Origin of the sequence: Lysobacter sp. Root76, from assembly GCF_001428685.1 — a bacterium.
Lineage (GTDB): Bacteria > Pseudomonadota > Gammaproteobacteria > Xanthomonadales > Xanthomonadaceae > Lysobacter.
Map to the genome: position 1 here is coordinate 124,691 of NZ_LMIK01000001.1, position 23,767 is coordinate 148,457.

The following is a 23,767-nucleotide window of genomic DNA, read 5'->3' on the forward strand; positions in this document are numbered from 1 at the left end:
CGCCCGCCGCGGCCACGTCAGGCCGTCTTCTTGCGCACCGGACGCCGGGTCGCGCGCTTCTTGGCCGCGGCCTTCTTCGCCGGCGCGGCCTTAGTCGCCTTGGCGGTCTTGGCCGGCGCCTTGCCGCCCTTCTTCTCCAGGCTGCGCTTGAGCAGCTCGGCGAAGTCGATGACGTTGGTGGCGGCGTTCTCGGGCAGCGATTCTTCGGGCTCGCCCTTGCGACGCACGACCTTCTTGGCCTTGACCCGTTGCTCGATGACCTTGTGCAGGCGCTGGCGGAAGTCGTCCTTGTAGCTTTCCGGCTTCCAGTCCGAGCTCATCGACTTGATCAGCTCTTCGGCCATGGCGACCTCGCGGCTGGAGATCTTCCACTTCTCCAGCTTGCCCTGCGGCAGCTTGTAGTCTTCCGGGTCCACCAGCTCCTGCGAGAAGCGCAGGATCATCAGCAGCAGCGCGTCGCCCTTGGGCATCACCGCTGCCAGGTATTCGCGGGTGCGAATCACCACCCGGCCGATCCCGATCTTGCCGGTGCGGCGCAGCACTTCGCGCAGCAGCACGTAGCCCTTCTCGGCTTTCTTGCCCGGTTCCAGCACGTAGGGCTTTTCGTAGAACTCCGGCCCGATCGCGCTGGCATCGACGAAGCCGTCGATATCCACGGTTTCCTTGTGATCCGGCGCGGCCGCGGCGATGTCGGCCTCCTCGATCACCACGTAACTGCCCTTGTCGTACTCGAAGGCCTTGACGATCTCCTTCCACGGCACCTCCTCGCCGGTTTCGGCGTTGACGCGCTCGTAACGGATGGGCACCTTGTCGCGACTGTCGAGCATGCGGAAATGCAGGTCGACGCGGCGTTCGCCGGTCATCAGCTTTACCGGGATATTGAGCAGACCGAACGAGAGCGTGCCGGTCCAGATCGGGCGAGCCATGAGGCGTCCTCCGCGAAGGGGACCGCCGCGCGCGTCGAGCGAGCCGGCGGCCGAGGCGGCCTACTGTGCCTCCCTCGCCGTCGAACCCGGGTGAAGCGGATGAACGCCGGCGAACCTGCGCTCACCCTGCCACGACGGCCGATCGGGTGTGCTGTGCTCTGCTTTCCGTCGACGGACCCGCGCATGACCCAGTTCCGCGCATCGCCATGGACCTGAAGAGCGGCTACCCCTATTGGGCCGTGCGCAACGGCCTGATGCATGCGTTTCCGGCCCTGGACGGCGATGCGCGCTGCGACGTGGCGGTGATCGGCGGCGGCATCAGCGGCGCGCTGATCGCCGACGAACTGGCGCGCCACGGTCACGAGGTGATCGTGATCGAGCAGCGCGACGTCGGCTGGGGCAGCACCGCGGCCAGCACGGCGCTGCTGCAGTACGAGATCGACACCCACCTGATCGACCTGAGCGAACGCTACTGCGAGGACGCCGCCGCCCTCGCCTACCGCGCCTGCGGCGACGCGGTGGTGGCGCTGCGCGAACGTGCGCGCGGCCTGGGCGGGGTCGACTTCGCGCGCGTGGACAGCGTCTATTGCGCGAGCAAGCAGCGCCATGTCTACGTGCTCAAGCACGAACTCGCGCTGCGCCGCCGCCACGGTTTCGACGTGCGCTGGCTCAATGCCGCCGATCTGCACGAGCGTTACGGCCTGCATGCGCCCGGCGCGATCCTCAGCAGCCTGGGCGCACGCGTCGATCCCTACCGCATGACCTACCGCCTGCTGATGCGCCTGGCCCGGCAAGGCGTACGCGTGTACGACCGCAGCGAGATCGCGGCCATCGAACCCGGCGCCCGCACGGTGCTGCTGCGCACGCCGCAGGGCCACGTAGTGCGCGCGGCGCAGGTGGTGATGGCGACCGGCTACGCAGGGCAGCGCTGGCTGCGCCAGCGGCTCGCCCGCAATCACAGCAGCTACGCCTTCGTCACCGATCCGATACCCGCGGCCGAGCTGCGCGGGCTGGACCGGACTATGGTCTGGGAATCGGCGCGGCCCTATCTCTACCTGCGCGGCACCGGCGACGACCGCATCATCGTCGGCGGCGAGGACGATGCAATCGACGTGCCGGCCAAGCGCGACGCGCGTCTGCACAAGAAGACGCAACGCTTGGTGCGGCAAGTCGCGCGGCGCTTTCCGGGCCTGGAGCTGGCGCCCAGCTTCGCCTGGGCCGGCACCTTCGCCGAAACCGAGGACGGCCTGCCCTTCTTCGGTCCGCACCAGCAGTACGGGCCGCGCGTGCATTTCGCGATGGCCTACGGCGGCAACGGCATCACCTATGCCGAGATCGGCGCCGGGCTGCTGCGCGCCCTGATCGAACGCCGGCCGCACCCGCTGGCGGAGCTGTTCTCGTTCCGGCGGATAGGCTGAGACCGACGTTGCGCGGCAATGCGAACGGGCCGCTTTCGCGGCCCGTCCGGTGCAGCTTCGAGGCTAACGACGCGTGGTTCAGGAGCGCAACGGCACCAGGGTGATCTCGACGCGGCGGTTCTGAGCGCGGCCTTGCTCGGTATCGTTGCTGGCGATCGGGCGGGTCTTGCCGGCGCCGGTGAGGATGAAGCGGTCGCGGACCAGGCCGCGCGACATCAGGTAGTTGCCGACCGAAGCGGCGCGTTGTTCGGACAGGCGCTGGTTGACCGCGTCGCTGCCGATGCTGTCGGTGTGGCCTGCGACCTCGACGATGGTCTGGTTGTATTCCTGCAGGGTCGAGGCGACGTTGTCGAGCACCGGATAGAACTGCGAGTCGAGCTGGGCGCTGTTGAAGGCGAAGGTGATGTTGCTGGGCATGTTGAGGGTGATGTTGTCGCCCTGGCGGACCACGTCGACGCCGGTGCCGGCCATGCGGTCGCGCAAGGCGCGCTCCTGGCGATCCTGGTAGTTGCCGATCGCCGCGCCGGCCAGGCCGCCCACGCCCGCGCCGACCAGGGCGCGCTGGCGGCGTTCGGTGGCGTCGTCGCCGCTGAGCAGACCGGCCGCGACGCCGGCGAGCGCACCGATGATGGCGCCCTTCTGGGTCTTGTTCATGCCGCCCTGCTGCTGCGGGGGCGGGTACTGGCCCGGCGGGTACTGCTGCGGCTGGCCGCCGTAGTAGCCACCGCCACCGGTGGCGCAACCGGCGAGCGCTGCGGTCATCGCAGCGGCGGCCAGCACGATCTTGATCTGGGTTTTCATGGGGGTTTTCCTCAGCTGAACTCGGCAGGGCACAAGCTAATCACGCCGGCGTCGCGGACGGGTGACGGGCGCGATCGCCAGTTCAGCTGTCAGTTCGGCTGTCGGCCCAGTACGTGGCGCGGGTCGCGGGACGTCTGTGGGCCCGGAATGAATTGCGATTGCGCAGGTTCGGTGGCGATTCGCATCGCGACTTACGTCGCTCCCACAGGAAGCGGTGGTGTCGCGAGTGTGGGGCTGGTCGCGGCTCACGCCGCTCCTACCCCGGGGCGCGGCGAATGCGTGACGAGGGCGTGAGCTGCGGCCGCGCGAATCGACCGCGACGGGCGGGTGCGATTCGCATCGCACCCGCCCGTCGGGATACGCCGGCTCAGGCGCTCAAGCGTCGAGCGGCACCAGCGCATCGGCGCCGGCGGCGTCGAGGGTGCGGTCCCAATTGCCCATCAGCGCCAGGTACAGCAGCTTGTCGAACTCGGCGCCGAAACGGCTGATCACGGCGTCGGGATCGGGGATCAGCTTGGCGTCGGCGATCAGGCCGAAGTGGACGCGGCCGTTGTAGCTGAGGATGGAAATGCCGACCCCGATCGAACCGGTCTGCGGCACCCAGAACATCATCTCGCGCAGGGTGCAGCCGGCCAGGTACAGCGGCTGCTGCGGCCCGGGCACGTTGGTCGCGACCGCGGTCGCCTTGCGGCTGAACAACTCCAGCGCCAGCCCCTGGACCTGCGACGGCGCCATGCCGAGCGCAGCCAAAAGTCCAAATGCGACAATGGCTTGGCGTGAATTCTTAAGGTTATTCATGCATTCGGCGACGCGCTCGATCCGGCGGATCGGGTTGCCCTCGCCGACCGGCAGCTCCAGGAACACCAAGCCGAAATGATTGCCGAGTTTCTTGGCGTGTTCGAGCGGGCGCAGGTTCACCGGCACGGTCGCGCGCAGGGTCACGCCGTCGACGTTGTCGCCGCGTTCGATCATGTAGTTGCGCAGCGCGCCGGCCGCGGTCGCCATCAGCACGTCGTTGACGGTGCAGTCGCAAGCGCGGCCGACCGCCTTCACTTCTTCCAGGTCCAGCGGTTCGGCCCAGGCCACGCGCTTGCTCACGCCGAGCTTGCCGCGCAGCAGCGAGGGCGGGTCGTCGGACAGCGCCAGGGCGTTGAGCAGTTCGCGCGCGATCTCGCCGCCCTCCTTGGCCAGCATGCCGGCCAGGGTCGGGTCGCGGTACATCTCCATGCCCTTCTCGAGCGCGCGCGAGCCCAGCTTCATGTAGCGGTCGACCGCGCCGACCCGGCGCGCGACTTCGGCGCCGTCGGTCTTGAGCCAGGCATTCGCCAGATCGCTGCCCTTGGCCGGTTCGCGGGTGGTGTCGGTCAGCGACAGCAGCACCTGGACCAGGGCAATGCCGTCGGCATAGCTGTGGTGGATGCGCGCGACCAGCGCCGAGCCGCCGTCGTAGCGTTCGATCAGGTGGAACTGCCACAGCGGCCGGCTGTGATCGAGCGGGCTGGACGCGAGCTGGCTGACGAAGCGTTCCAGGCCGCGCTTGCCGGCGCGCCCGGGCAGCGCGGTCAGCTGCACGTGCCAGTCGAGATCGAAATCCTCGTCGGTCTGCCAGGACGCGCCTGCCGGCGTGTCGACCGCCTTCTGGCGGAAGCGCGTATAGGCCAGGAAGCGCTGTTTGACCACGCGCCGCAAGGCGTCGATCGACATCGGTTCGGCGAACATCAGCACGCCGGTGATCATCATCGGATTGGTCGGTCGCTCCATGCGCAACCAGGCCGTATCCACTCGCGACATCGGTTCGCGACGCGCTCGCTTGCGCGGTTCTGCTGTGGCCATGCGCCCTCCAAGCGTCTGCGCCGAGTGAATCACGCAGCCGCGAGCGGCGTCAACGCGGGTGTGCCCGATTCGAGATCGGGACGTGGAGATCGCGCGGCGGCGCGGGTCGAATCGCCGGGCCGCTACCGCGCTGCCGAATCGCCGCGCCCTACTCTCGCTGCTTTCGGTAGGCGGCCAAGGCCGCGTCGCGGCCGGCGGCCAGGTCGACCAGCGGCCGGGCCGGATAGTCCGGAGCCAGGCGGCGCAGCGTCGCCGGCTCGCGCCAGGGCGCGAAGCGCAGCGGCACCGGCAAGGCCGCCAGCTCCGGCAGCCAGCGCGCGATGTAGCGGCCCTCGGGGTCGAACTTCTCAGCCTGGGTCACCGGATTGAACACGCGGAAGTACGGCGCGGCATCGGCGCCGGTGCCGGCCACCCACTGCCAGCCCAGGGTGTTGTTGGCCAGGTCGGCGTCGACCAGGGTGTCCCAGAACCAGCGCGCGCCGTGGCGCCAGTGATAGCGCAGGTGTTTGCTCAGGTAGCTGGCGACGATCATGCGCACGCGGTTGTGCATCCAGCCGGTGTGCCAGAGCTCGCGCATGCCGGCGTCGACGATGGGCACGCCGGTGCGCCCGTGTTGCCAGTCCTGCAGGCGCGGCTGCGCCAGCCGGGCCCAGTCGAAGTCGTCGAAACGCGGGTTGAAGTTGCGCTCCGGAGTGTGCGGGAAGTGATGCAGCAGGTGATGGGCGAATTCGCGCCAGCCCAGTTCGCGGATGGCCGCGTCGATATCGCCGGCGCGCGTGGCGCTGCGTTGCGCCTCCAGCGCCGCGACCACGCGCCAGGGCGCGATTTCGCCGAAGTGCAGATGCGGCGACAGGCGCGAGGTGCCGACCCGATCGGGGCGGTCGCGCTGTTGGGCGTAGCCTTCCAGCGCACCATCGAGGAAGGTCTCCAGCGCCTCGCGCGCGCCGGCCTCGCCGGGCGTCCAGTGCTCCCAGAACCCGCGGTCCCAGTCCGGCGACGGCAGCAGCTTCAGCGCCGCCAGCGGCACGCCTTCCGGCCCCTGCGCGCTGGCGGGCAAGGCCGCCGGCGGTTCCCAGGTCGGCTGCAACCGCCACGCAGCCAGCGCCGCGCGCCAGAACGGAGTGAACACGCGGTAGGGCTCGCCCTGCTTGGTCGCCAGTTGCCAGGGCTCGAACAGCAATGCGCCGTTGTGGCTTTCCGCGCGCACGCCCTGGCGGCGCAGGGTCTGCTTGATGCGGGTGTCGCGCTGCTCGATCGCCGGCTCGTAGCGGCGGTTCCAGTACACCGCCTCGGCGTCGGTCGCCAGCAGCAACGACTGCAGGGTCGGCAGGCTGGGGCCGACGAAGCGGCGCAGGTGCGAGCCGCGCGCGCGCAGTTCGCGATCCAGCGCGGCCAGCGAATGGTGGCGCCAGGCATCCGACGCCGCGCCCGGGCGCCAGTCGCCGTGTTCGTCGGGGGCGTGGATGTAGATCGGGATCGGCGTGTAGCCGTCGTCCAGCGCGGCCCGCAGCGCCGGGTTGTCGGCCAGCCGCAGGTCGTTGCGGAACCAGACCAGCGCGGTGGCGTCGGCGTCGGGCATCGCTGGACCGGGGCAGTCGAGGGACGGCCAGTATGCCGTTCCGCCGTGCCCGCGACGGACGGGGCCCGGCTGGGCCCCGTCCCCATTGCGTGACGCTTATTGCGACTGCAGCTCGGTGATCGCGGCCTGGGTCTGGACCAAGCCCCAGCCGGTGTTGTTGTCGAAGCCGGCGGCGTCGATGTCCTTAGCGGTCGTGTACAGGGCATCGCGCACCTGCGCCGCGGTCGCGGTCGGCTTGGAGCTCCACACCACCGCGGCCACGCCGGAGACGTGCGGCGTCGCCATCGACGTGCCGCTCATGGTCTCGTAGGCGGTGTTCGATACCGACGGCGTAGCGTCGACGGTCGCGGTCTGTCCGGCCAGGTTGGCGACGATGGTCTCGCCGTCGGCCTTGCTGATGCCCACCGCGGGCAGCGTGGTGGTGACCGGGTTGCTGTTGGCGTCGTACATGCCGATGCGCAGATCGCCGGCGACGTTGTTGTAGATCACCACGCCCAGGGCGCGGCCGGTCTTGGCCTTGGTGATCTTGTCGACGAAGGTGTTGGTGCCGCGCTGGCAGACCACGATCTTGTTGCGCCAGGTGCTGGAAGAGGCCTGGCACAGGCCGCCGTTGACCCAGCCGGCGCTGGCGGTGGTCTGCTTGGAACCGGCGACCGGAATCGCGGCGAAGCTGGACGCGCCGACCACCAGCGGATCGTTCTTCATCGGGTAGGTGCTGAGCGTGTCCACGCCCGGCGCGGCCACGTCGACCGCGGCGTTGAACTGCGAGAAGGCGGCCTTGACGTTGGCCGAGTCCACCGCCGCCACCGACACCACGCTGGGGTAGGACGCCGGGTAGCTGAGGCTGGCATCGCCGGCGTTGCCGGCCGCGGCGATGCTGAGCACGCCGTTGTTGGCCAGGGTCTGGAACGCGTTCTGCTCGGTGACCGAGCTGCTCGCGCCGCCCAGGCTCATGCTGATGATCTTGGCGCCGGCGGCGTCGCAGCGGTTGGCCGCATCGACCAGAGTCGAGGAGTAGGTCCAGCTGCACTGGCCGTGTTGGCCGCCGTTGGTGCCGTTGCTGCCGAAGATCTTGACGATGTGCAGCGAGACCTTGCCCGGGCTCACGCCGACCACGCCGGTATTGTTGTTGGCCGCGGCGATGGTGCCGGCGACGTGGGTGCCGTGGCCGCAGGTGTCGGTGTCCCAGCCGGCGGGGTAACCAGTGATGGTCATGCCTGCGAAATCTTCGTGGTTCTTGTTGAGACCCGAGTCGATCACGCAGACCTTGATGCCGGCGCCGGTGGCCGCGCCCGCGTCGAGCACGCCGTCCTGGTTGGCGTCCCACACATTGCGCGCCTGCACCTGGTCGATGCCGTAGGGCACGCTCTGCGCCTGCAGATAGCGCGGCTGGTCGATCTCGACCGATTCCACATCGGGGTTGCCGCGCAGGGCCTTGATGTCTTCCGGCGAGGACAGGGTCATCACCGCGCTGTTGAGGCGGTCGAACTGGTAGTTCAGCACCGCGTCGCCGCCGCGCGCTGCGCTCAGTTTGCCGCGCAGCGCCTGGATGCGCTGGCCCAGGCTCTGGGTCGAGGCACCGGCGCTCTTGCCGGCGGCGGCGCTGGCGGTGCCGGCCTTGAACTTGACCCAGACGCGGTTCGGGTTGGGTTGCTCCTGCGCCGCGGCGGCGGTGGCAGCGACCATCGTGGCCAGGCCCAGGCCCAGCGCGTACATCAGCTTGCTCTGCTTCATCGATACCCCACGTGGAATGCCGGTCGCACTCCGGGCGGAGCGGCTTGCTGCTCGGGCGCGTCGTAGCGCCCGATCAACCGACCTTTATCCAAACGGGAAAATATCGCGCCCCCCCTACCTGCCGGGGGATATCCCTCAGGATCTATGACCGGATTCTCGTTTTAGAGAATGCCTCGGCGGCCGCGGCGCACCAAGAATCCACATGCCGGAGCCGAGGCCGGCGCACGGGCGCCTCAGCTCTCGACGAAACGCACCCGGCGCGTGATCGAGCAGGTCAGCTCGTAGCCGATGGTGCCGGAGACTTCGGCGATGCGTTCCACCGGCAGCTCCGGCCCCCACAGCGTCACCGGATCGCCGACGCGGGCCTCGGGGATGCCGCGCAGGTCGATGGTCATCAGGTCCATCGAGACGCGGCCGATCACCTGCGCCGCGTGGCCGCCGACCAGCACCGGCGTGCCGGAGGGTGCGGCACGCGGGTAGCCGTCGCCGTAGCCGATCGCGGCCACGCCGACGTGCATGTCTTCGGGGCATTCCCAGGTCGCGGCGTAGCCGATGCGTTCGCCGCGCCGCACCCGGTTGACCGCGATCAGGCGCGTCGACAGGGTCATCGCCGGACGCAGGCCGAAGTCGGCGCCGGTGGTGCCCTCGACCACCGACATGCCGTACAGCGCTCCGCCGGGACGGATCCAGTCGGCGTGGGCATCGGGCCAGCCCAGCACGGCGGCGGAGTTGGCCAGCGAGCGCGCGCCGTCGAGGCCGGCGGTGGCCTCGGCGAAGGCGCGCAGCTGCGCGCGCGTTTGCGGCTTGTCGAATTCGTCGGAGCTGGCGAAATGGTTCATCAGCACGATGCCCTCGGCCACGCCGGGCAAGGCCGACAGGCGCGCATGCGCTTGCCGCACGTCCTCGGGCGCGAAGCCGAGCCGGTGCATGCCGGTGTCGATCTTGAGCCAGCAGCGGATCGGCTCGCCGTCGGCGGCCTGCTCCAGCATTTCGATCTGGCTGGCGTGGTGGACCACGGTCTCGACGCCGAGCCGGCGCAGCTGCGGCAGGTCGTCGGCTTCGTCGAAACCCGACAGCAGCACGATCGGTTGCGACAGGCCTGCCGCGCGCAGGCGGTCGGCGTCGGACAGGGCCGCCACGCCGAAGGCGTCGGCGCCTTCGAGCGCGCGCGCGACCCGTTCCAGGCCGTGGCCGTAGCCGTCGGCCTTGACCACCGCCATCACGCGGCTGTGCGGCGCGCGCGCGCGCGCCTGGGCGAGGTTATGACGCAGGGCGTCGGTGTGGATGCTTGCGGAGGTGGGTCGTGCCATCGCGCTAGTTTATCGGCTGGCGCGTTGCGCGGGCTGTCGGGCTGGGGTGGGCGCGGGTTCCGGCAGGCAGGCGGGATGCATTGCGGCAGCCTGCCCCATATCGGCGACCGGTCTGGGCAAGGCAGTCGCCGGTTCGGCGCGAGGTCCGGCCTAGATGCCGTGGGCGCCCCTCTCCCGGCGGAGAGAGGTCTGGGTTCGCTTAGTCGTTGAATTCGACGATCGTGTTCGGGGCCGGACGCTCGTGCTCGCGACTGAGGCGCTGCCCGGCTTGCGGCGGGGTCCAGGGGGCTTTGCCCAGCTTGGACAGGTCCGGGTAGCTGCCCAGCACGCGGAAGCGCTGGAACTCGTACGCGACCCCTTCCGCACCCAGCGGCGAGGCGCGGTCGGCGACGTGGAAATGCAGGTGCGGGCCGGTCGAATCGCCGGTGAAACCGAGCGCGGCGACGACCTCGCCGCGGCGCACGCGCTGGCCCGGCGCGACCCGTACGCTGCCGGGCTTGAGGTGTTCGTAGAACGCGTAGCGGCCGTCGCCCAGGTCCAGCGCCAGGTAGTTGCCGGTGGCGTCGCCCAGCGCCTGCTTGCCATGTTCGGACACGCGCGCGGTTTCGGTCACGTCGTCGCGCACCGCGACGACGGTCGCGTCGGCGACGGCCAGGACCTGCGCGCCATAGCCGTAGGCGTTGGCGACCAGGTCGGGGTCGCCGCCGGCGCTGCGGCCCTGCGCGTCGAGCTTGACCCAGTCGATCGCGTAGCGGCCCGGAATGCGGGCGCGACCGTCGACGGTGTAGATCACCCGACGATGGCCGCGCGGCCAGTCCGGATGGTGGATCGCGATCCAGGGGCCGCCGCTCACCGGCGGTCCCAGCATCAGCGTCGCGGCCTGGGCCACCGGCGTATCGCCGCCGACGACTTCGGCCGCCGCCCCGCTGCCGGTAGGCGCGTAGCGGATGCGGTGATCGAGCCGGCGCGGCAGCGGCGCGCCGGCGGGCAGCGCGAGTTCCAGATACAGCACGCCGCGCTGGCCCGGCGCGAGCGTGCGCGCATCGCTGCCCTGCACCGCCGCCAGACGATCGAAACGGCGCACGAGCGCGTCGCCCGCGTAGTCGGCCAGGGACGCGCCGCGTTCGGCGTCGCGCGCCTCCACGCCCAACAGTTGCAGGGGTTCGCTGCTGAAATTGCTCAGGTGCAGTTCGTAGACCAGCACCGATGCACCCTCGATCCGCACCGGTGCCGGCACCGTCGGCACCTGCAGGTCGAAGGATTGGCGCAAAGGCGCCGCGCGATCGGTCGCGGCGGCGCCGCTGGCGAACATCAGCAAGACGGCGAACGCGAGGTTGCGCATGGGGCGGGGGTTCCGGGAATAGGAGGGGCGCAGGCCGCGTCAGGCGGCGCTGGGATCGGGCTCGCGCAGTTCTTCGATAGCGGCGTCCGACAGCCACAGCAAGGTATTGAGGTAGTCCTCGATGCAGGCCACGATCCCGGCACGCGGGCCCTCGCGCCACGCCGGCGAGCCGTAGAAGGCGTCCTGCTGCGCGATCAGATCGGCGTGGTCGCGGTAGGCGCGGATCAGGAACCAGCTTTCGTGTTCGTGCTCGCTGCGCCCGAACGCGACCACGTCCATGCCGTGCTCGCGCAACATCGGCAGCGCGCGCATGCGCATCGCGTCCTGGAACCGCGCCGCCGTGTCCGGCCTGAGCCGGTAGCTGCGGATTTCGATCAGTCGCTTCATGGCCGCGTTCCCGAGGTGATCGGCTGCGGATGCTGATCGAGGGCGCTGCGGTGCGCAAGTCGCCACGGTCATGGTGGACGGGCGGTCCGGCTTCCTGTGGGAGCGGCGTGAGCCGCGATTCGGCGTGGGATGCAGCTGCGTTATCGCGGCTCACGCCGCTCCTACAGGGGAAGTCCGACGTTCTGCGATCAGGCGTGGCCTCCCTGCCGCGGCCTGGTTTCAGCTTGCTGCCACTGCCTCGCTGCCGCAGCCGAACGCCGAACGCCGACGCCCCAAAACGAAACGGGCCGGCATGGCCGGCCCGTTCGCTGCAGACGGATCGTGCGCTCAGTCGCAGCGGCGCTCGATCACGGTCTCGGTCTTGTTCTGCTGGTTTTCCTGGATCTTGCGCCCGACCAGGGCACCGCCGACGGCGCCGGCCGCGGTCGCGACCTTCTTGCCCTTGCCGCCGCCGACCTGGTTGCCGAGCAGGCCGCCCGCGACCGCGCCCAGGGCGGTACCGGCGATCTTGTGCTCGTCCTTGATCTGCTTCGGACGCTGCACCTCGACGTCGTAGCAATGCGGCTGCCTTGGCGCCGGCTTGGCCTTGGACTTGGTCTGCGCGGTGGCCGCGCCGGTCGCCATGACGCAGGACATCAGGGCGACGGCGATCGTGGATTTGAGCTTAGCGTTCATGGGGATTCACCGGAGTGGAGAGAATGGTCACAGCAACATGCGCCGGGGCTTGTCACGATCGCGTTAAGCGGCGACGTGCCTGGGCGACAGTCTGGCGCGTGCAGTCTGAACCGTCGCATGCCTGCGCACCGCAATCGCGATCACATTCGCGCAAACGGGCAGCGGCGTCCTGACCCGGCAGTGCGCCCTGCTCCGCTCATTCCGCACGCGATCGGCCTGCGCTGGGCATCGTGGCGACAAACCGTTTTCGATCGCGTCAGGCCAGCGATGACCGAGGCCGGCGCAGACCCCACCAAGCGTCGGACGCTCCCGCGCCCCCAGCAGCACGATGGCTCAGGGCTGCGGGCGCGCGACCGCTCCCTCGCCCGCCAGCGCTTGCGGCACGCGGGTCACCTGCGTGTACACCATCCGCCAACCGCCGTCCCGTTTCGCCCAGACATGGACGATGCGGATCAGGCGAGTCTGGTGTTTACCGTCTTGCGTCCAGCTCAAATTCACGACCCCGCCGATCACCGCGGCGTCCGTCCAGACGATTTCGACCGGCTGCTCCATCGCATAGGGATCGATTTTGAATCCGGGCATACGGAAATCGGCGAGCGCCTGCTGTTTGTTCTCCACGCTGGCGTCCGAATTCACCAGCACGTAGTCGTCGGCGAACAGACGGGAGAGCGCCGGAATATCGCCGCCTATGGTCGAGCGGTGGTAAGCCGAAACCGCCTTTTCCAGCTCCGGCGGCAGCGGCGCCGCGGATGCCGATGCGGCGCTCGCGGCGAGCAGCATGACGGCGATCTTCAAGACGACCCCGCGGCCATGTCTCATCGCAAGACCCGCCTGCCAAGACTGAGCGAGCTTCTGGAACATCGGCTTCGCTGAGATGGCAGCCATCGGGTTCACTCCCTGTCCGCGTAGTCGTACACGATGAATCCCTCGTTGACGGCCACTTTGTCGTACAGACGACGGCCGGCGACGTTGGTCGCGTGGGTTTGCCAATAAACGCCCTTGGCGCCTGCCGCCTCCGATTCCCTGCGCACGCTTCGAATCAGGGCCTTGCCGATGCCCCGGCCGCGCTCGGACTCGACCACGTACAGATCGCGCAGATAGCAAACCGGCTCGAGCTGCGTGGTGCTGCGATGGAACAGGTAGTGGCTCAGCCCCAGCAGGCGCCCCTGCGCCTCGGCGACCAGCGCGAAAACCGGTTCGTCCGGATCGAGGAAACGTCGCCACACGGCCCGGGTAATCGGCATCGGCAGCGCGCTTTCGCCGGCGCGGCCGTAGAAGGCGTTGTAGGCGGTCCACAGCGGCAGCCAGGCGGCGAAATCGTCGTCGCGGACGCAGCGAACCTGGGCGGCATTCGTTGGAAGGTTCATTTCGCGCGCGTATCCGTGGCGATCCAGTTCACTTCCCAGGTCCTGCCGCCGTCGGCGGAAAAGGCTTGTTCGAACTTCGCGGAGTCGGGGCCGATATCGAAGATCACGAAGCGCACCAGGATGGCGCGCCCGTTCAAGGTCTCCGACGAATAGAACTCGCCGCGTCCGTCGCGGAATTCGCCGACGGTCGGGATCGTCATCGTCCCCGCCGCCGAGTTGGCGAAGTTGAGGCTCCATTGCCGCGACTGCGGGTTGTAGAGCCGCAGCGACCCGGCGAGGATCTCGCCCGCGCTGCCCTTGACGTCGAGTTCCACCCAGTTCGCGCGCCCGCCCCAGACTTTGCTGACCGTCGTCGTGCCGGAGTACTCGACCCACTCGTCGGATCCGGTCAGGGGCCGCAGGCGTCGCCTAAGTTCGGTCTTCCACAGGCCGATTTCCCAGTCGAAGTCCCGTTGCCCATCCCGTGGCGCCGGAACGGCGGCGGCCCGCTCGGTCGCTGGTGGCGTCTTCGCGACGACGCCAAAAGGCAAAAGGCCGGCCGTCAGCGCGCAAGCGGTCAGCATGGAACGGATCGGGGCATGCATTTTCATCGTGAGGTTCCTGTCCGGTTCTGTGTTGCATCGAAGCCTTAGGTTGCGCTTTGGCGCGGCGCTGCGGTCGATGTCGCGCGTACCGCCTGCGCGTGCTGTCGCACGACGCTGCGAAGAGCGCGCCCTCCGCGCCCGTGCCCGCATGCCGGCCGCTACACACCCATCGCGATTTCCAGCAGAACGCGCCAGGCGTTCATCGGCAGCCACTCCTTGTATCCGTCCCAAGTCTGGTACTGCGGCAGCGCGACGGCGTTCGGAACCTGCATGAACGGCGTGCCCTTCTTCAACTCGGCAAGAATCGCCGCCCTTAGGTCCTGGAGATACTTCAGTTGATCCGCGACGCTGGACCTCGGCCCTACCGGCGCGTTGTGGGCGTACATCACCCGATCGAAATCGAGCTTGTCGATCTCGGCGAGCGTGCGCTCCCATTCCTTGGGAGAGAAGTCCGGCATATAGGTGAACGCCACCCGCTCCGGCACCACCAGATCGACCGTGTAGATCGCTTTCTCGCGCGGAAACCGGAACACGGTCATGCCTTCGCCGTGGTTCGGACCGAAGTACAGAAGCTCGACCCGACTTTCCCCCAGCCGCAGTTCCGAGCTGGATCCGGACCAGGTTCTGTCGGGCATGACCACATCCGGGCTGGGGTGTTCCTCGAGCCAGCGGGCGGTGGCTTCGTGGCTGATGATCGCCGCACCCTCCGCCTTGAACACTTCGCCCCCGCTGATGTGATCGTAGTGGTTGTGCGAATAGATCAAATACCGGATGGGCTTCGCCGTGAGCTTGCGGATCGCCTGGAGCGATGCCGCGGCGAAATCCTTGTCGAAGCTGTCCATGACGATCACGCCGTCGTCGGTGATCATGAAGGCGTTGAAGGCCATGCCGGCGCCGAAACTGTAGAGCCCCGGCGCGACCTCGGTCGTCGTGTACGGGGGACGCGCCGCGACGGCGCCGCTGAAGGCGCCGAGGCCCAAGGCGAACGCAGCCATGACCAGCAATTTTCCGAACAGACGATGGGTGGACATGCTTCGCGACCTCGTTTTTCTGGGCTGCATAGCGCATCGGCTCCGACTTCGCGGCCCCGCTGCGCTCACGTCCTATGAGGCGGCATCGGGCCGTGCCGCGGGAAGCCTCGCCGCACGCGTTCGTCCCTGCCCTCGACGCGTTCGTCCCCGCAGCCTCGCTCCAGGCTGCGCAAGGCTTCCATCGCCGGCCAACAGTGCGATCATGCGGCCATGGGCGACATCCCGACTCCGGCTATCACGGCCCGCATGCGACCGCTGTCGGACTGGACCATCGACGCGGGGAATCGCCCGGGCCTGAAAGCCCGCGACCTCGCCTTGCTCGCGGCGATCTGGGCCTACGTCACTCTCTCGAATCTGCTGTTCGGCCTGAGCATGGCCACCAGTCTGGCCACGATCGGCGTCACCCACGTGTTCTCGCCCTGGGATGCGCGCCTGCTGCAGCACCTGCTGTTGTTTCCGGCCCTCGTCGGCTGCGCCTGGTTGTCGCGGCGGATCGGCTGGCAGCCCGGATGGGGGGCCTGGCCTTTGCAACTGCTGCTCGGCCTGGGGTTCGCCATGCTCGCCGACCCCAGCCTGCAACTCGGCGACCACCTCGCCGGCGTCCCGCAGTCCTTGATGCCGCCGACGATCGCTCCGATCGAGGGCCCGCTGGACAAGCAGCAGCTCCTGTTCATCGCCGCATCGACCAGCCTGCTGCTCAGCTATGCGTTCTGCCTGGCGCTGCTGACCGGCTTCGACCTCTACCGTCGTTACCGCGACTCCCGCCTGCGTACCGAGGCGCTCGAACGGGCCTTATCCAGCGCGCACCTCGCCGCGCTGCGCATGCAGCTGTCGCCGCATACGCTGTTCAACCTGCTGCACACCATCCGCGGCAACATCAGCTGGGATCCGGCCGCCGCGCAGACCATGGTGGTGCAACTCGGCGACCTCCTGCGGCGCCTGCTGCGCCAGGGCGAACAGGAACTCTCGCGCCTCCAGGATGAACTCGAATGCGCGCGCCTGTATCTGGATTTGCAGCAGCACCGATTCTCGGACCGGCTGCGCTTCGCAATGCCGGAGCGCGCGTCGCTGCCCAGCGCCTGGGTGCCGAGCCTGATCCTGCACCCGCTGGTCGAAAACGCGGTCGTGCACGGCATGGCGCACCATACCGCGCCGGTGTCGATACGGATCGAGGTCGAGAGCGAGCGCGATGAACTGGTGCTTCGGGTCTTCAACACGGTCGCCGCCAACGCAGCGCCCGCAGCGGCCGGCACGGACGGTACGAGCGGTATCGGCCTGAAGAACGTCGCCGAACGCCTCGCGATCCAGTTCGGCGAGCGCGCGAGCCTGCGCACCGGCGTCGGGGCTAGCGGCCAATGGCTGGCGCAGGTCCGCATGCCGATGCTGCGGGTCGAGAGCTGAAGCCGCCGCGATGCAAACCGCCGACCCGGATCGCGCGCTCTCGACCATGGACGTGGTGATCGTCGACGACGAACCGGCGGCGCGGCGGGCCCTGCGCGAATGCTGCGAACGAGAAACCGACCTGCGCGTGGCCGGGGAATACGGCGATAGCCGCAGCGCATTGGAAGCCTTGCAGGCGCGACCGCCCGACCTGCTGTTCCTGGATGTCGAAATCGACGCCATGAGCGGCATCGACCTGGCGCGCGCGCTCGATCCGGCCACGCTGCCGCAGATCGTTTTCGTCACCGCCTACGACCACTATGCGCTGGATGCCTTCGAGGTCAGCGCGGCGGACTACCTGCTCAAGCCGTTCGACGACGACCGGTTCCGGGCATCGCTGGCGCGCGTGCGACGCAGGCATGCGCAGCAGGACGTCGCGCAGCACCGCCGCGCGCTCGCCGCGCTGCTGGAACGCCTGCAGGCGGTCGAGCATGCGCCCGCACCGGACCGGGCCCGAATCATCGTCGAGTTTCGCGGACAGATGCGGGTGATCGACACCTGCGACGTCGAAGTCGTCGAGGCCGACCGCAATTACGTCGTGCTGACCGTCGGCCGCGAGGCCTGCACCACGCGCGGCACGCTGCAGCAGGCCGAGTCGTCCTTGCGTTCGCAACCGTTCATGCGGATCAGCCGCTCGTGCCTGGTCAACATGAATCATGTACGCCAGGTCGACCGGACCCCGCGTGGCGACCTGATCCTGGTGCTCGCGGGCGGGCGGACGGTGACCAGCAGCGAAAGCTATCGCGAGCCGCTGCGCGAGTATCTGAACCGCATGCGGATCGGCTTGGAGGGCTGACGCCGCTGCGGGTAGCGCGAGGGCCGGGTCCAGCGGCGCGGCTTACTCGAAAGCGCCCACCGAATCGTGGCTCAGGTTGTCGAAGCGGGTGTATTCGCCGAAGAACTTCAGCTTCAACGAGCCGGTCGGGCCGGAACGCTGCTTGCCGATGATGACCTCGGCCAGGCCTTTGTCCGGCGAGGTTTCCTTGTTGTAGTAATCGTCGCGGTAGATGAACACGATCACGTCGGCGTCCTGCTCGATGGCGCCGGATTCGCGCAAGTCGGCCATCACCGGGCGCTTGTCGGCGCGGGTTTCCAGCGAGCGGTTGAGCTGCGACAGCGCGATCACCGGCAGGTTGAGTTCCTTGGCCAGGTGCTTGAGCGAGCGCGAAATCTCGGAAATTTCGGTGGCGCGGTTCTCGCTGTTGCCGGGCACCGACATCAGCTGCAGGTAGTCGATCACGATCAGGCCCAGGTCGTGCTCGCGCTTGAGGCGGCGCGACTTGGCCCGCAGCACGTCCGGCGACAGGCCCGGGGTGTCGTCGATGAAGATCTTGGCCTCGCGCAGCTGGCGGATCGCGCTGGTGACGCGGCTCCAGTCCTCGTCCTCGAGCTGGCCCGAACGCAGGCGCTGGGCGTTGACGCGGCCGACCGAGGAAATCAGGCGCAGCGCCAGCTGGCTGGCCGACATTTCCATCGAAAATATCGCCACCGCCTTCTTGCTGCGAAACGCGGCGTACTCGGCCATGTTCAGGGCCAGCGTGGTCTTGCCCATGGCCGGACGCGCGGCCAGGATCAGCAGGTCGGTGTTCTGCAGGCCCGCGGTCATCTCGTCGAATTCGGTGTAGCCGGTCGGCAGGCCGGTGACGCTGCCGCCGTTGGCGTAGCGCGTCTGCAGCACGTCGAAGGCTTCCGACAGCGCCTTGTTGACCGGGGTGAAGTCGGTGCGGCCGCGCGCGCCGGCTTCGGCGATCGCGAACACTTCCTGCTCGGCCTTGGCCAGGATCTCGCCGCTGTCGCGGCCGTCGGGCTGGAAGCCGTCATTGACGATGCCGGTGCCGACCTCGATCAGCTGCCGCAGCACCGCCTTGTCGCGCACGATCTCGGCATAGGCGGCGATGTTGGCGGCCGAGGGCGTGGTGCTGGCCAGCTCGATCAGATAGGCGCCGCCGGCGACCTGCTCGGACAGGCCCATCGAATCGAACCACTCGCCCAGGGTCACGGCGTCGAAGGGACGGTTCTTCTCGGCCAGCTCGCGGATCGCGCGGTAGATCAGCTGGTGGTCGCGGCGGTAGAAGTCTTCCTCGACCAGCTGATCGGCGACGCGATCGTAGGCGTCGGGCGCCAGCATCAGGCCACCGAGCACGGCCTGCTCGGCCTCGACCGACTGCGGCGGCACGCGCAACTGGTCGATGCGCTGCTCGGCGCGAGTTTCGAACCGCTTTTCGCCGCGGAATCCGCTTCGTGCGCTCATCTGTGTCGCGGTCCTCGCTGAGCGGCCGTCTGGTGCGGCCGTTGGTATCGGGGGCGGTACGTCGGCCCTCATGGGCCCCGGCCGGTCGCACATCGTAGGGGCGAATGCCCTGCCGGCGTTGCAGACAAGCCTGTGGCGAAGCTGTGGATAAGAGGTGGGCAACTTTCCCTCTATCGCACGCTTCGGTCTCATCGGCTGCGACGATAGCCGCCGCCGCGACGGCAGGCGCTCAGGCGCGCGACCGCCGCAAAAACAAAGGGCGCCTCGCGGGCGCCCTTCGTCCTACGCCACGTCGGCTCGGATCAGGCGACTTCGCCTTCGATCACGACCTTGACGGTGACTTCGACGTCCGCGTGCAGGTGCAGCAGGATGTCGTATTCGCCGGTGCGGCGCAGCGGGCCTTCGCCCATGATCACTTCCGACTTCTCGACCGGGTGGCCGTGCTTGGTCAGGGCCTCGGCGATATCGCGCGGGGTGACCGAACCGTACAGCTTGCCTTCGGTGGAAGCGTTGGCGTGGATCGTGACCGACACGTCCTCGAGCTTGGCCTTGCGGCCTTCGGCGCCGTCGAGCTGCGACTTGGCCTTGGCCTCGTACTCGGCGCGCTTGGCTTCGAACTCGGCCAGGTTGGCGGCGGTGGCCGGCACGGCCTTGCCCTGCGGGACCAGGAAGTTGCGGCCGTAGCCCGGCTTCACGTTGACCTTGTCGCCGAGGTTGCCGAGGTTGGTGACTTTCTGCAGGAGGATCAATTGCATGGGTGTGCTCCGTATTCGTTAGCGGGCCTGTAGGTCCGCAGCGAGGTGCGCTGTCCGAAAAGGCTTTGTGCGGGTGCGGGCCGCTGTCGCGACCCTCACCCCTGCCCTCTCGCCTTCGGACGCCTTACGGGCGCCGCCAGCGGGAGAGGGGGACAAAGGGTTCGCCCGCGAGCGGGCGAACATCCTTACTTAGGCGTTGTGGTTGTCGGTGTACGGGATCAGCGCGAGGAAACGGGCGCGCTTGACGGCCGTCGACAGCTGGCGCTGGTACTTCGACTTGGTACCGGTCACGCGGCTCGGCACGATCTTGCCGGTCTCGGTGAGGTACTGGCGCAGGGTGTTGAGATCCTTGTAGTCGATCTCTTTCACGCCTTCGGCGGTGAACTTGCAGAACTTACGGCGGCGGAAGAACTTGGACATGGTGCGTTGCTCCTAAGAGGGTGCGATCAGGCGGCTTCGGCGTTGTCTTCGGCGCTGTCGGCGGTGCCGACTGCGCTGTCGCTGTCGTCGTCACGACGACGGCGCTCGCCGCGCTCGGGCTTGTCGCCCTTCTCGTCCTTGAACTTCATGATCAGGGACTGTTCGGTATCGGCCTCGTCGCGCTTCATGACCAGGTGACGCAGCACCGCGTCGTTGAAACGGAAGCCGTCGACCAGCTCGTTGAGCACGGTCTGGGTGACTTCGATGTTGAGCAGGACGTAGTGGGCCTTGACCAGGTTCTCGATCGGGTAAGCCAGCTGACGGCGGCCCCAATCTTCGAGACGGTGGATCTTGCCCTCGCCGGCTTCGATCAGCGACTTGTAGCGCTCGATCATGGCCGGGACCTGCTCGCTCTGGTCCGGGTGGACCAGGAATACGACTTCGTAATGACGCATCGTTGTTTCCTTGTGGGTGTCGGCCCGTCATCGGGCCGGTTCAGCCCCCCGCCACCGTGGCGAGTAGGTCGCCGGGCGCGGTAGGGCAAGGGTCCTGCGACGGCACGGGGCCGCGCGGGAGCCGGAAATTATGGCAGGGTCAAGGGCTTAGGTGCAAATCGGGGCTGGAGGACCGGACCCGGGGGGTGCTTCGGGGCTGGGGCGGTGCGGGCCGCGACCTGCGTGGGTTCCCCGGCTGGCGTGGTCGCGGCTTACGCCGCTCCTACCCCACGGCCCGGCGATCGGAGCCGGGCACCCTGCCCCGGGACCGCCCGTTCAGGCGGCCCCGGGACACGGGGCTCATTCGACGTGCAGGGCCGCGACGGCTGCGCCCGGCAGCGCCGGCTCGACCGATTTGCCGCGGGCCCGGCGCAGGGTCCGGGCGCTGCCGTTGCGCAGGTCGTCGAGGATCGCGTAGATCGTCGGCAGGAACAGCAGGCTGACCAGGGTCGAGAACGCCAGGCCGCCGGCGATGGCGCGCGCCATCGGGTAGTAGGCCGGCATGTCGTTGCCGCCGCTGGTCGACAGCGCGATCGGCACCATCGCCAGGATCGCCGTGCCCATGGTCATCAGGATCGGACGCAGGCGTTCGCGGCTACCCTCGACCAGCGCTTCGGTGCGCGACAAGCCGCGCCGGCGCAGGTTGTTGATGTGCTCGATCATGACGATGCCGTTGTTCACCACCACGCCCATCAGCACCAGGATGCCGATGAAGGACATGATCCCGAACGTGGTCCCGGTGATCCAGAACAGCCAGAACACGCCGAACACCGAGAACAGCACGCCGCTCATGATCGCCGCCGGGAACAGCAGCGACTCGAACACCGCCGCCATCACCACGTAGATCATGATCAGGGCCAGGGCCAGATTGAACAGCATCTGGCCCATCGCGTCGTCCTCGTCCTCGAACGCGCCGCCTTCGAAGGAGTAGCTGTAGCCGGCCGGGAACGAGACCGCCTTCAGGGTGTCCTCCATCGCCTTGCGCGCTTCCGGCACGGTGGCCTTGTCGGCCAGGTTGGCCTGGATCGTCAGCGTGGTCTGGCGGTTGGCGCGGCGGATCTCGGTCGCGGCCGGACGCACGCTGACGTCGACCATGCTCAGCAGCGGCACGGTACGGCCGTCGGGGGCGCGCACGGTGAACGAGGCGATGTCCTCGACGCCGTAGTTCTCGGCGCCGGCGAAACGCACCCACACCGGCACTTCGGTCTCGCCGCGGCGGAACTCGCGCAGCGGTGCGCCGCGCAGGGCCAGGCCGACGAAGCGCGAGACTTCCTGTGCGCTGAACCCGAACGACGCCGCGCGCTCGCGGTCGACCCGCACCGCCAGCTCGCTGTTCTGGTCGCCGGCGTCGACGCGCACGTCGCGCAGTTCCTTGCGCTTGGCCAGGATCGGAACGATGTCCTTGGCGACCTCGGCCAGCGTCTGGGTCGAGTCGCCGACCAGTTGCACCTGCACGTTCTTGCCCGGCTGGCCGCCACCGCCGCCCGGCCCGCCCTGGTCGCCGATGCCGATGTCGGCACGGGCCGATTTCGGCAGCGCCTTGCTGAGCGCGTCGACCAGCGGTTTGGTCTGGCTGATTTCCTTGGTGTCGAAGGTGACGCGGGTGCCGGCGCCGCCGCTCTCGCTGTAATACGAGTAGACCTGGGTGATGTGGAATTTCTTGCGGTTGGCGTCCAGGAAGTTCTCGATCCGCAGCACTTCGTCCGACATCTGCTCCTTGGTGTAGCTGCCCTTCCATTGATAGAAGACGTTGACTTCGCCGCCTTCGTCGCCGCCGAACATGTCGAACTTGGTGTGGGTCGCCGGGAACACGCTGACCGCGATGATCAGCACGATGCCCAGCACGCTCCAGCCGCGGTGGGCCAGGGTCCAGCGCAGAAAACGGGCGTAGCGCGTCTGCAGGCGCGGGATCAGGCCGCGCGTGTTATTGACCGTGGGCGGGGTCTTCAGGCGCGCCGAGATCATCGGGATCAGGCTGACCGCGACCAGCCATGAGGCCAGCAGCGAGACCGAGATCGTGATCGCGATCTGGGCCATGTAGATGCTGAGGAAGTTGCGATCGCCGAACAGGTTGGGCAGGAACACGATGCAGTGGCACAGGGTGCCCGCCGACAGCGCGATGGCGACGTGGCGGGTGCCCAGGATCGAGGCCAGGCGCGGCTGCTCGGGCATCTTCTCGCGTTCCTGATAGATGCTCTCCACCACCACCACGGCGTTGTCGACCAGCATGCCGACCGCCAGCAGCAGCCCCATCATCGACAGGATGTTGAGGGTGACCCCGGCGAAGTACATGAAACCCAGGGTCATCACGAAGCAGATCGGAATCGCCAGGGTCACCATCAGCGTCGAGGGCCAGTGGCGCAGGAAGAAGAACAGCACCGCGATCGACAGCAGCAGGCCGATGCCGCCGGCCTCGGCCAGGTCGAGCAGCGAGCTGGTGACGTTCTCGCCCTGGTTCTCGATGATCTTGACCTGCACGCCGCGCAGCGAGGGCTCCTTGCGGATCTCCTCGACCTCCTGCAGCGCCAGCCGCGAGACCTCGACCAGGTTGGCGTTGCGCTCCTTGAAGATGTCCAGGCCGACCGCGGGACGGCCGTCGAGGCGGCGGCCGTAGTCCATGCGCGCCGGCTTCATGCGCACATCGGCGATATCGCCCAGACGGGTGCCGTTGCCGCCGATCACCAGATCGCGCAGCTGCTGCAGGTCGGTCACCTCGCCCACCGGCTGCACGCGCAGGCGCTGGCCGCCGTCGTCGATCTGCCCGGCCGAGACCGAGAAGTTCACCGCCTGCAGGCGCGTGGTCAGATCGTTGAGGCTGAGGTTGTGGGCGGTCAGGCGGTCGGGCTGGATCGCGATCTCGACTTCGTTCGGCGGCGCGCCGGAGACCTCGACCCGGGCCACGCCGGGCAGACGCTCGATGCGGCGCTTGAACTCGCGGTCGATCAGGTCGTAGGCGCCGGTGAGGTCGGTTTCGCCGGCCAGGCGCACCTTCAGCACCGGCTGATCGGTGGTCGAGAACTTGAGCACGAAGTAGCGCTGCAGGTCCTCGGGCAGATCGGCGCGGATCGCGTCGATGCGCTCGCGCGCCTCGGACGCGGCGATCGCCACATCGCGGTCCCAGTTCGAGAACTGGATGAAGAGGTTGGCGCCGTCCGCGCGCGCACTGGCATCCATGCGCTTGATGCCGGTCATGGTCGACAAGGACTCTTCGACCGGACGCAGCACGGTGCGCTCGACCTCTTCCGGGGTCGAGCCGGTGTACGGCATCTGCACGAAGATGAAGGGCGGCGAGACCTCGGGGAACGCTTCCAAGGGCAGCCTGATCGCAGCGATCAGGCCGACCACGAACAGCGACACGAACAGCATCACCGCAGTGACGGGTCGCTTGATGCTGAGCTCGGCGATGCTCATCGGGCGCTC

21 protein-coding genes are annotated in these 23,767 nt (G+C 68.4%); 3 read left to right on the forward strand and 18 right to left on the reverse strand.

Annotated elements, in window-relative coordinates; translation table 11 throughout:
- Positions 1–17 precede the first annotated feature (17 nt).
- Positions 18–926: a Ku protein gene (locus ASE10_RS00410; RefSeq protein WP_056305513.1), complete on the reverse strand. Its 909-nt coding sequence runs from the start codon at positions 924–926 to the stop codon at positions 18–20.
- Between the two features lie 206 nt (positions 927–1,132).
- Here ASE10_RS00410 and ASE10_RS00415 point away from each other — a divergent pair, with 206 nt between their 5' ends.
- Positions 1,133–2,344, forward strand: a complete 1,212-nt coding sequence (locus tag ASE10_RS00415) for an FAD-dependent oxidoreductase (RefSeq protein WP_056305515.1) — start codon at positions 1,133–1,135, stop codon at positions 2,342–2,344.
- Between the two features lie 78 nt (positions 2,345–2,422).
- On the opposite strand, the gene ASE10_RS00420 is transcribed toward ASE10_RS00415, so the two are convergent.
- The 12 genes from ASE10_RS00420 to ASE10_RS00475 form a co-directional block, all read right to left on the reverse strand.
- A complete protein-coding gene (locus ASE10_RS00420) occupies positions 2,423–3,145 on the reverse strand; it encodes an OmpA family protein (RefSeq protein WP_082559487.1) in 723 nt (240 codons plus the stop codon).
- Positions 3,146–3,520: 375 nt separating this feature from the next.
- The gene (locus ASE10_RS00425) at positions 3,521–4,978 is read right to left on the reverse strand and encodes a wax ester/triacylglycerol synthase family O-acyltransferase (RefSeq protein WP_056305517.1); all 1,458 of its coding nucleotides are present in this window, start codon (positions 4,976–4,978) and stop codon (positions 3,521–3,523) included.
- Positions 4,979–5,126: 148 nt separating this feature from the next.
- Positions 5,127–6,557, reverse strand: a complete 1,431-nt coding sequence (locus ASE10_RS00430) for a deoxyribodipyrimidine photo-lyase (protein ID WP_056098189.1) — start codon at positions 6,555–6,557, stop codon at positions 5,127–5,129.
- Positions 6,558–6,653: 96 nt separating this feature from the next.
- Complete coding sequence (locus ASE10_RS00435; protein ID WP_056305519.1) at positions 6,654–8,291, reverse strand: S8 family serine peptidase; 1,638 nt, start codon at positions 8,289–8,291, stop codon at positions 6,654–6,656.
- A gap of 233 nt (positions 8,292–8,524) precedes the next feature.
- A complete protein-coding gene (gene alr, locus ASE10_RS00440) occupies positions 8,525–9,601 on the reverse strand; it encodes an alanine racemase (protein ID WP_056305521.1) in 1,077 nt (358 codons plus the stop codon).
- A gap of 199 nt (positions 9,602–9,800) precedes the next feature.
- Positions 9,801–10,943 (reverse strand): M23 family metallopeptidase, encoded by a 1,143-nt coding sequence (locus ASE10_RS00445; protein ID WP_055899460.1) that lies wholly within the window; start codon positions 10,941–10,943, stop codon positions 9,801–9,803.
- A 39-nt stretch (positions 10,944–10,982) separates the two neighbouring features.
- Positions 10,983–11,330: an NIPSNAP family protein gene (locus tag ASE10_RS00450; protein WP_055899462.1), complete on the reverse strand. Its 348-nt coding sequence runs from the start codon at positions 11,328–11,330 to the stop codon at positions 10,983–10,985.
- Between the two features lie 327 nt (positions 11,331–11,657).
- Complete coding sequence (locus ASE10_RS00455) at positions 11,658–12,005, reverse strand: glycine zipper 2TM domain-containing protein (RefSeq protein ID WP_056098197.1); 348 nt, start codon at positions 12,003–12,005, stop codon at positions 11,658–11,660.
- 333 nt (positions 12,006–12,338) lie between these two features.
- Positions 12,339–12,890 (reverse strand): nuclear transport factor 2 family protein, encoded by a 552-nt coding sequence (locus tag ASE10_RS00460; RefSeq protein ID WP_082559488.1) that lies wholly within the window; start codon positions 12,888–12,890, stop codon positions 12,339–12,341.
- Between the two features lie 5 nt (positions 12,891–12,895).
- Complete coding sequence (locus tag ASE10_RS00465; RefSeq protein WP_055899468.1) at positions 12,896–13,372, reverse strand: GNAT family N-acetyltransferase; 477 nt, start codon at positions 13,370–13,372, stop codon at positions 12,896–12,898.
- Positions 13,369–13,962: a hypothetical protein gene (locus ASE10_RS00470; protein WP_157480954.1), complete on the reverse strand. Its 594-nt coding sequence runs from the start codon at positions 13,960–13,962 to the stop codon at positions 13,369–13,371. Before ASE10_RS00470 ends, ASE10_RS00465 begins: the two co-directional genes overlap by 4 nt.
- 152 nt (positions 13,963–14,114) lie before the next feature.
- Entirely contained in the window at positions 14,115–14,987 is an 873-nt protein-coding gene (locus ASE10_RS00475; RefSeq protein ID WP_055899470.1) for an MBL fold metallo-hydrolase, read from the reverse strand.
- 246 nt (positions 14,988–15,233) lie between these two features.
- Here ASE10_RS00475 and ASE10_RS00480 point away from each other — a divergent pair, with 246 nt between their 5' ends.
- Positions 15,234–16,388 carry a histidine kinase gene (locus ASE10_RS00480; protein WP_162250416.1) on the forward strand — a complete coding sequence of 385 codons (1,155 nt, stop codon included), beginning with the start codon at positions 15,234–15,236 and terminating at the stop codon, positions 16,386–16,388.
- A gap of 10 nt (positions 16,389–16,398) precedes the next feature.
- Entirely contained in the window at positions 16,399–17,223 is an 825-nt protein-coding gene (locus ASE10_RS00485) for a LytTR family DNA-binding domain-containing protein (protein ID WP_055899475.1), read from the forward strand.
- A gap of 42 nt (positions 17,224–17,265) precedes the next feature.
- On the opposite strand, the gene ASE10_RS00490 is transcribed toward ASE10_RS00485, so the two are convergent.
- The 5 genes from ASE10_RS00490 to ASE10_RS00510 form a co-directional block, all read right to left on the reverse strand.
- Positions 17,266–18,678 carry a replicative DNA helicase gene (locus ASE10_RS00490; protein WP_055899477.1) on the reverse strand — a complete coding sequence of 471 codons (1,413 nt, stop codon included), beginning with the start codon at positions 18,676–18,678 and terminating at the stop codon, positions 17,266–17,268.
- A 302-nt stretch (positions 18,679–18,980) separates the two neighbouring features.
- On the reverse strand, positions 18,981–19,433 hold the full coding sequence (rplI, locus tag ASE10_RS00495) for a 50S ribosomal protein L9 (RefSeq protein ID WP_055899480.1): 453 nt from the start codon (positions 19,431–19,433) through the stop codon (positions 18,981–18,983).
- Positions 19,434–19,622: 189 nt separating this feature from the next.
- Entirely contained in the window at positions 19,623–19,853 is a 231-nt protein-coding gene (gene rpsR, locus ASE10_RS00500; RefSeq protein WP_055899483.1) for a 30S ribosomal protein S18, read from the reverse strand.
- A 26-nt stretch (positions 19,854–19,879) separates the two neighbouring features.
- Positions 19,880–20,308 (reverse strand): 30S ribosomal protein S6, encoded by a 429-nt coding sequence (rpsF, locus tag ASE10_RS00505; protein ID WP_055899486.1) that lies wholly within the window; start codon positions 20,306–20,308, stop codon positions 19,880–19,882.
- Positions 20,309–20,647: 339 nt separating this feature from the next.
- Positions 20,648–23,758 (reverse strand): efflux RND transporter permease subunit, encoded by a 3,111-nt coding sequence (locus tag ASE10_RS00510; protein ID WP_055899489.1) that lies wholly within the window; start codon positions 23,756–23,758, stop codon positions 20,648–20,650.
- Positions 23,759–23,767: the final 9 nt, after the last annotated feature.

Excerpts from the sequence above, each read along its gene's own strand:
- ASE10_RS00410 (WP_056305513.1), bottom strand. The coding sequence starts at position 926 with ATGGCTCGCCCGATCTGGACCGGCACGCTCTCGTTCGGTCTGCTCAAT.
- ASE10_RS00415 (WP_056305515.1), top strand. The coding sequence starts at position 1,133 with ATGGACCTGAAGAGCGGCTACCCCTATTGGGCCGTGCGCAACGGCCTG.
- ASE10_RS00420 (WP_082559487.1), bottom strand. The coding sequence starts at position 3,145 with ATGAAAACCCAGATCAAGATCGTGCTGGCCGCCGCTGCGATGACCGCA.
- ASE10_RS00425 (WP_056305517.1), bottom strand. The coding sequence starts at position 4,978 with ATGGCCACAGCAGAACCGCGCAAGCGAGCGCGTCGCGAACCGATGTCG.
- ASE10_RS00430 (WP_056098189.1), bottom strand. The coding sequence starts at position 6,557 with ATGCCCGACGCCGACGCCACCGCGCTGGTCTGGTTCCGCAACGACCTG.
- ASE10_RS00435 (WP_056305519.1), bottom strand. The coding sequence starts at position 8,291 with ATGAAGCAGAGCAAGCTGATGTACGCGCTGGGCCTGGGCCTGGCCACG.
- alr (WP_056305521.1), bottom strand. The coding sequence starts at position 9,601 with ATGGCACGACCCACCTCCGCAAGCATCCACACCGACGCCCTGCGTCAT.
- ASE10_RS00445 (WP_055899460.1), bottom strand. The coding sequence starts at position 10,943 with ATGCGCAACCTCGCGTTCGCCGTCTTGCTGATGTTCGCCAGCGGCGCC.
- ASE10_RS00450 (WP_055899462.1), bottom strand. The coding sequence starts at position 11,330 with ATGAAGCGACTGATCGAAATCCGCAGCTACCGGCTCAGGCCGGACACG.
- ASE10_RS00455 (WP_056098197.1), bottom strand. The coding sequence starts at position 12,005 with ATGAACGCTAAGCTCAAATCCACGATCGCCGTCGCCCTGATGTCCTGC.
- ASE10_RS00460 (WP_082559488.1), bottom strand. The coding sequence starts at position 12,890 with ATGGCTGCCATCTCAGCGAAGCCGATGTTCCAGAAGCTCGCTCAGTCT.
- ASE10_RS00465 (WP_055899468.1), bottom strand. The coding sequence starts at position 13,372 with ATGAACCTTCCAACGAATGCCGCCCAGGTTCGCTGCGTCCGCGACGAC.
- ASE10_RS00470 (WP_157480954.1), bottom strand. The coding sequence starts at position 13,962 with ATGAAAATGCATGCCCCGATCCGTTCCATGCTGACCGCTTGCGCGCTG.
- ASE10_RS00475 (WP_055899470.1), bottom strand. The coding sequence starts at position 14,987 with ATGTCCACCCATCGTCTGTTCGGAAAATTGCTGGTCATGGCTGCGTTC.
- ASE10_RS00480 (WP_162250416.1), top strand. The coding sequence starts at position 15,234 with ATGCGACCGCTGTCGGACTGGACCATCGACGCGGGGAATCGCCCGGGC.
- ASE10_RS00485 (WP_055899475.1), top strand. The coding sequence starts at position 16,399 with ATGCAAACCGCCGACCCGGATCGCGCGCTCTCGACCATGGACGTGGTG.
- ASE10_RS00490 (WP_055899477.1), bottom strand. The coding sequence starts at position 18,678 with ATGAGCGCACGAAGCGGATTCCGCGGCGAAAAGCGGTTCGAAACTCGC.
- rplI (WP_055899480.1), bottom strand. The coding sequence starts at position 19,433 with ATGCAATTGATCCTCCTGCAGAAAGTCACCAACCTCGGCAACCTCGGC.
- rpsR (WP_055899483.1), bottom strand. The coding sequence starts at position 19,853 with ATGTCCAAGTTCTTCCGCCGCCGTAAGTTCTGCAAGTTCACCGCCGAA.
- rpsF (WP_055899486.1), bottom strand. The coding sequence starts at position 20,308 with ATGCGTCATTACGAAGTCGTATTCCTGGTCCACCCGGACCAGAGCGAG.
- ASE10_RS00510 (WP_055899489.1), bottom strand. The coding sequence starts at position 23,758 with ATGAGCATCGCCGAGCTCAGCATCAAGCGACCCGTCACTGCGGTGATG.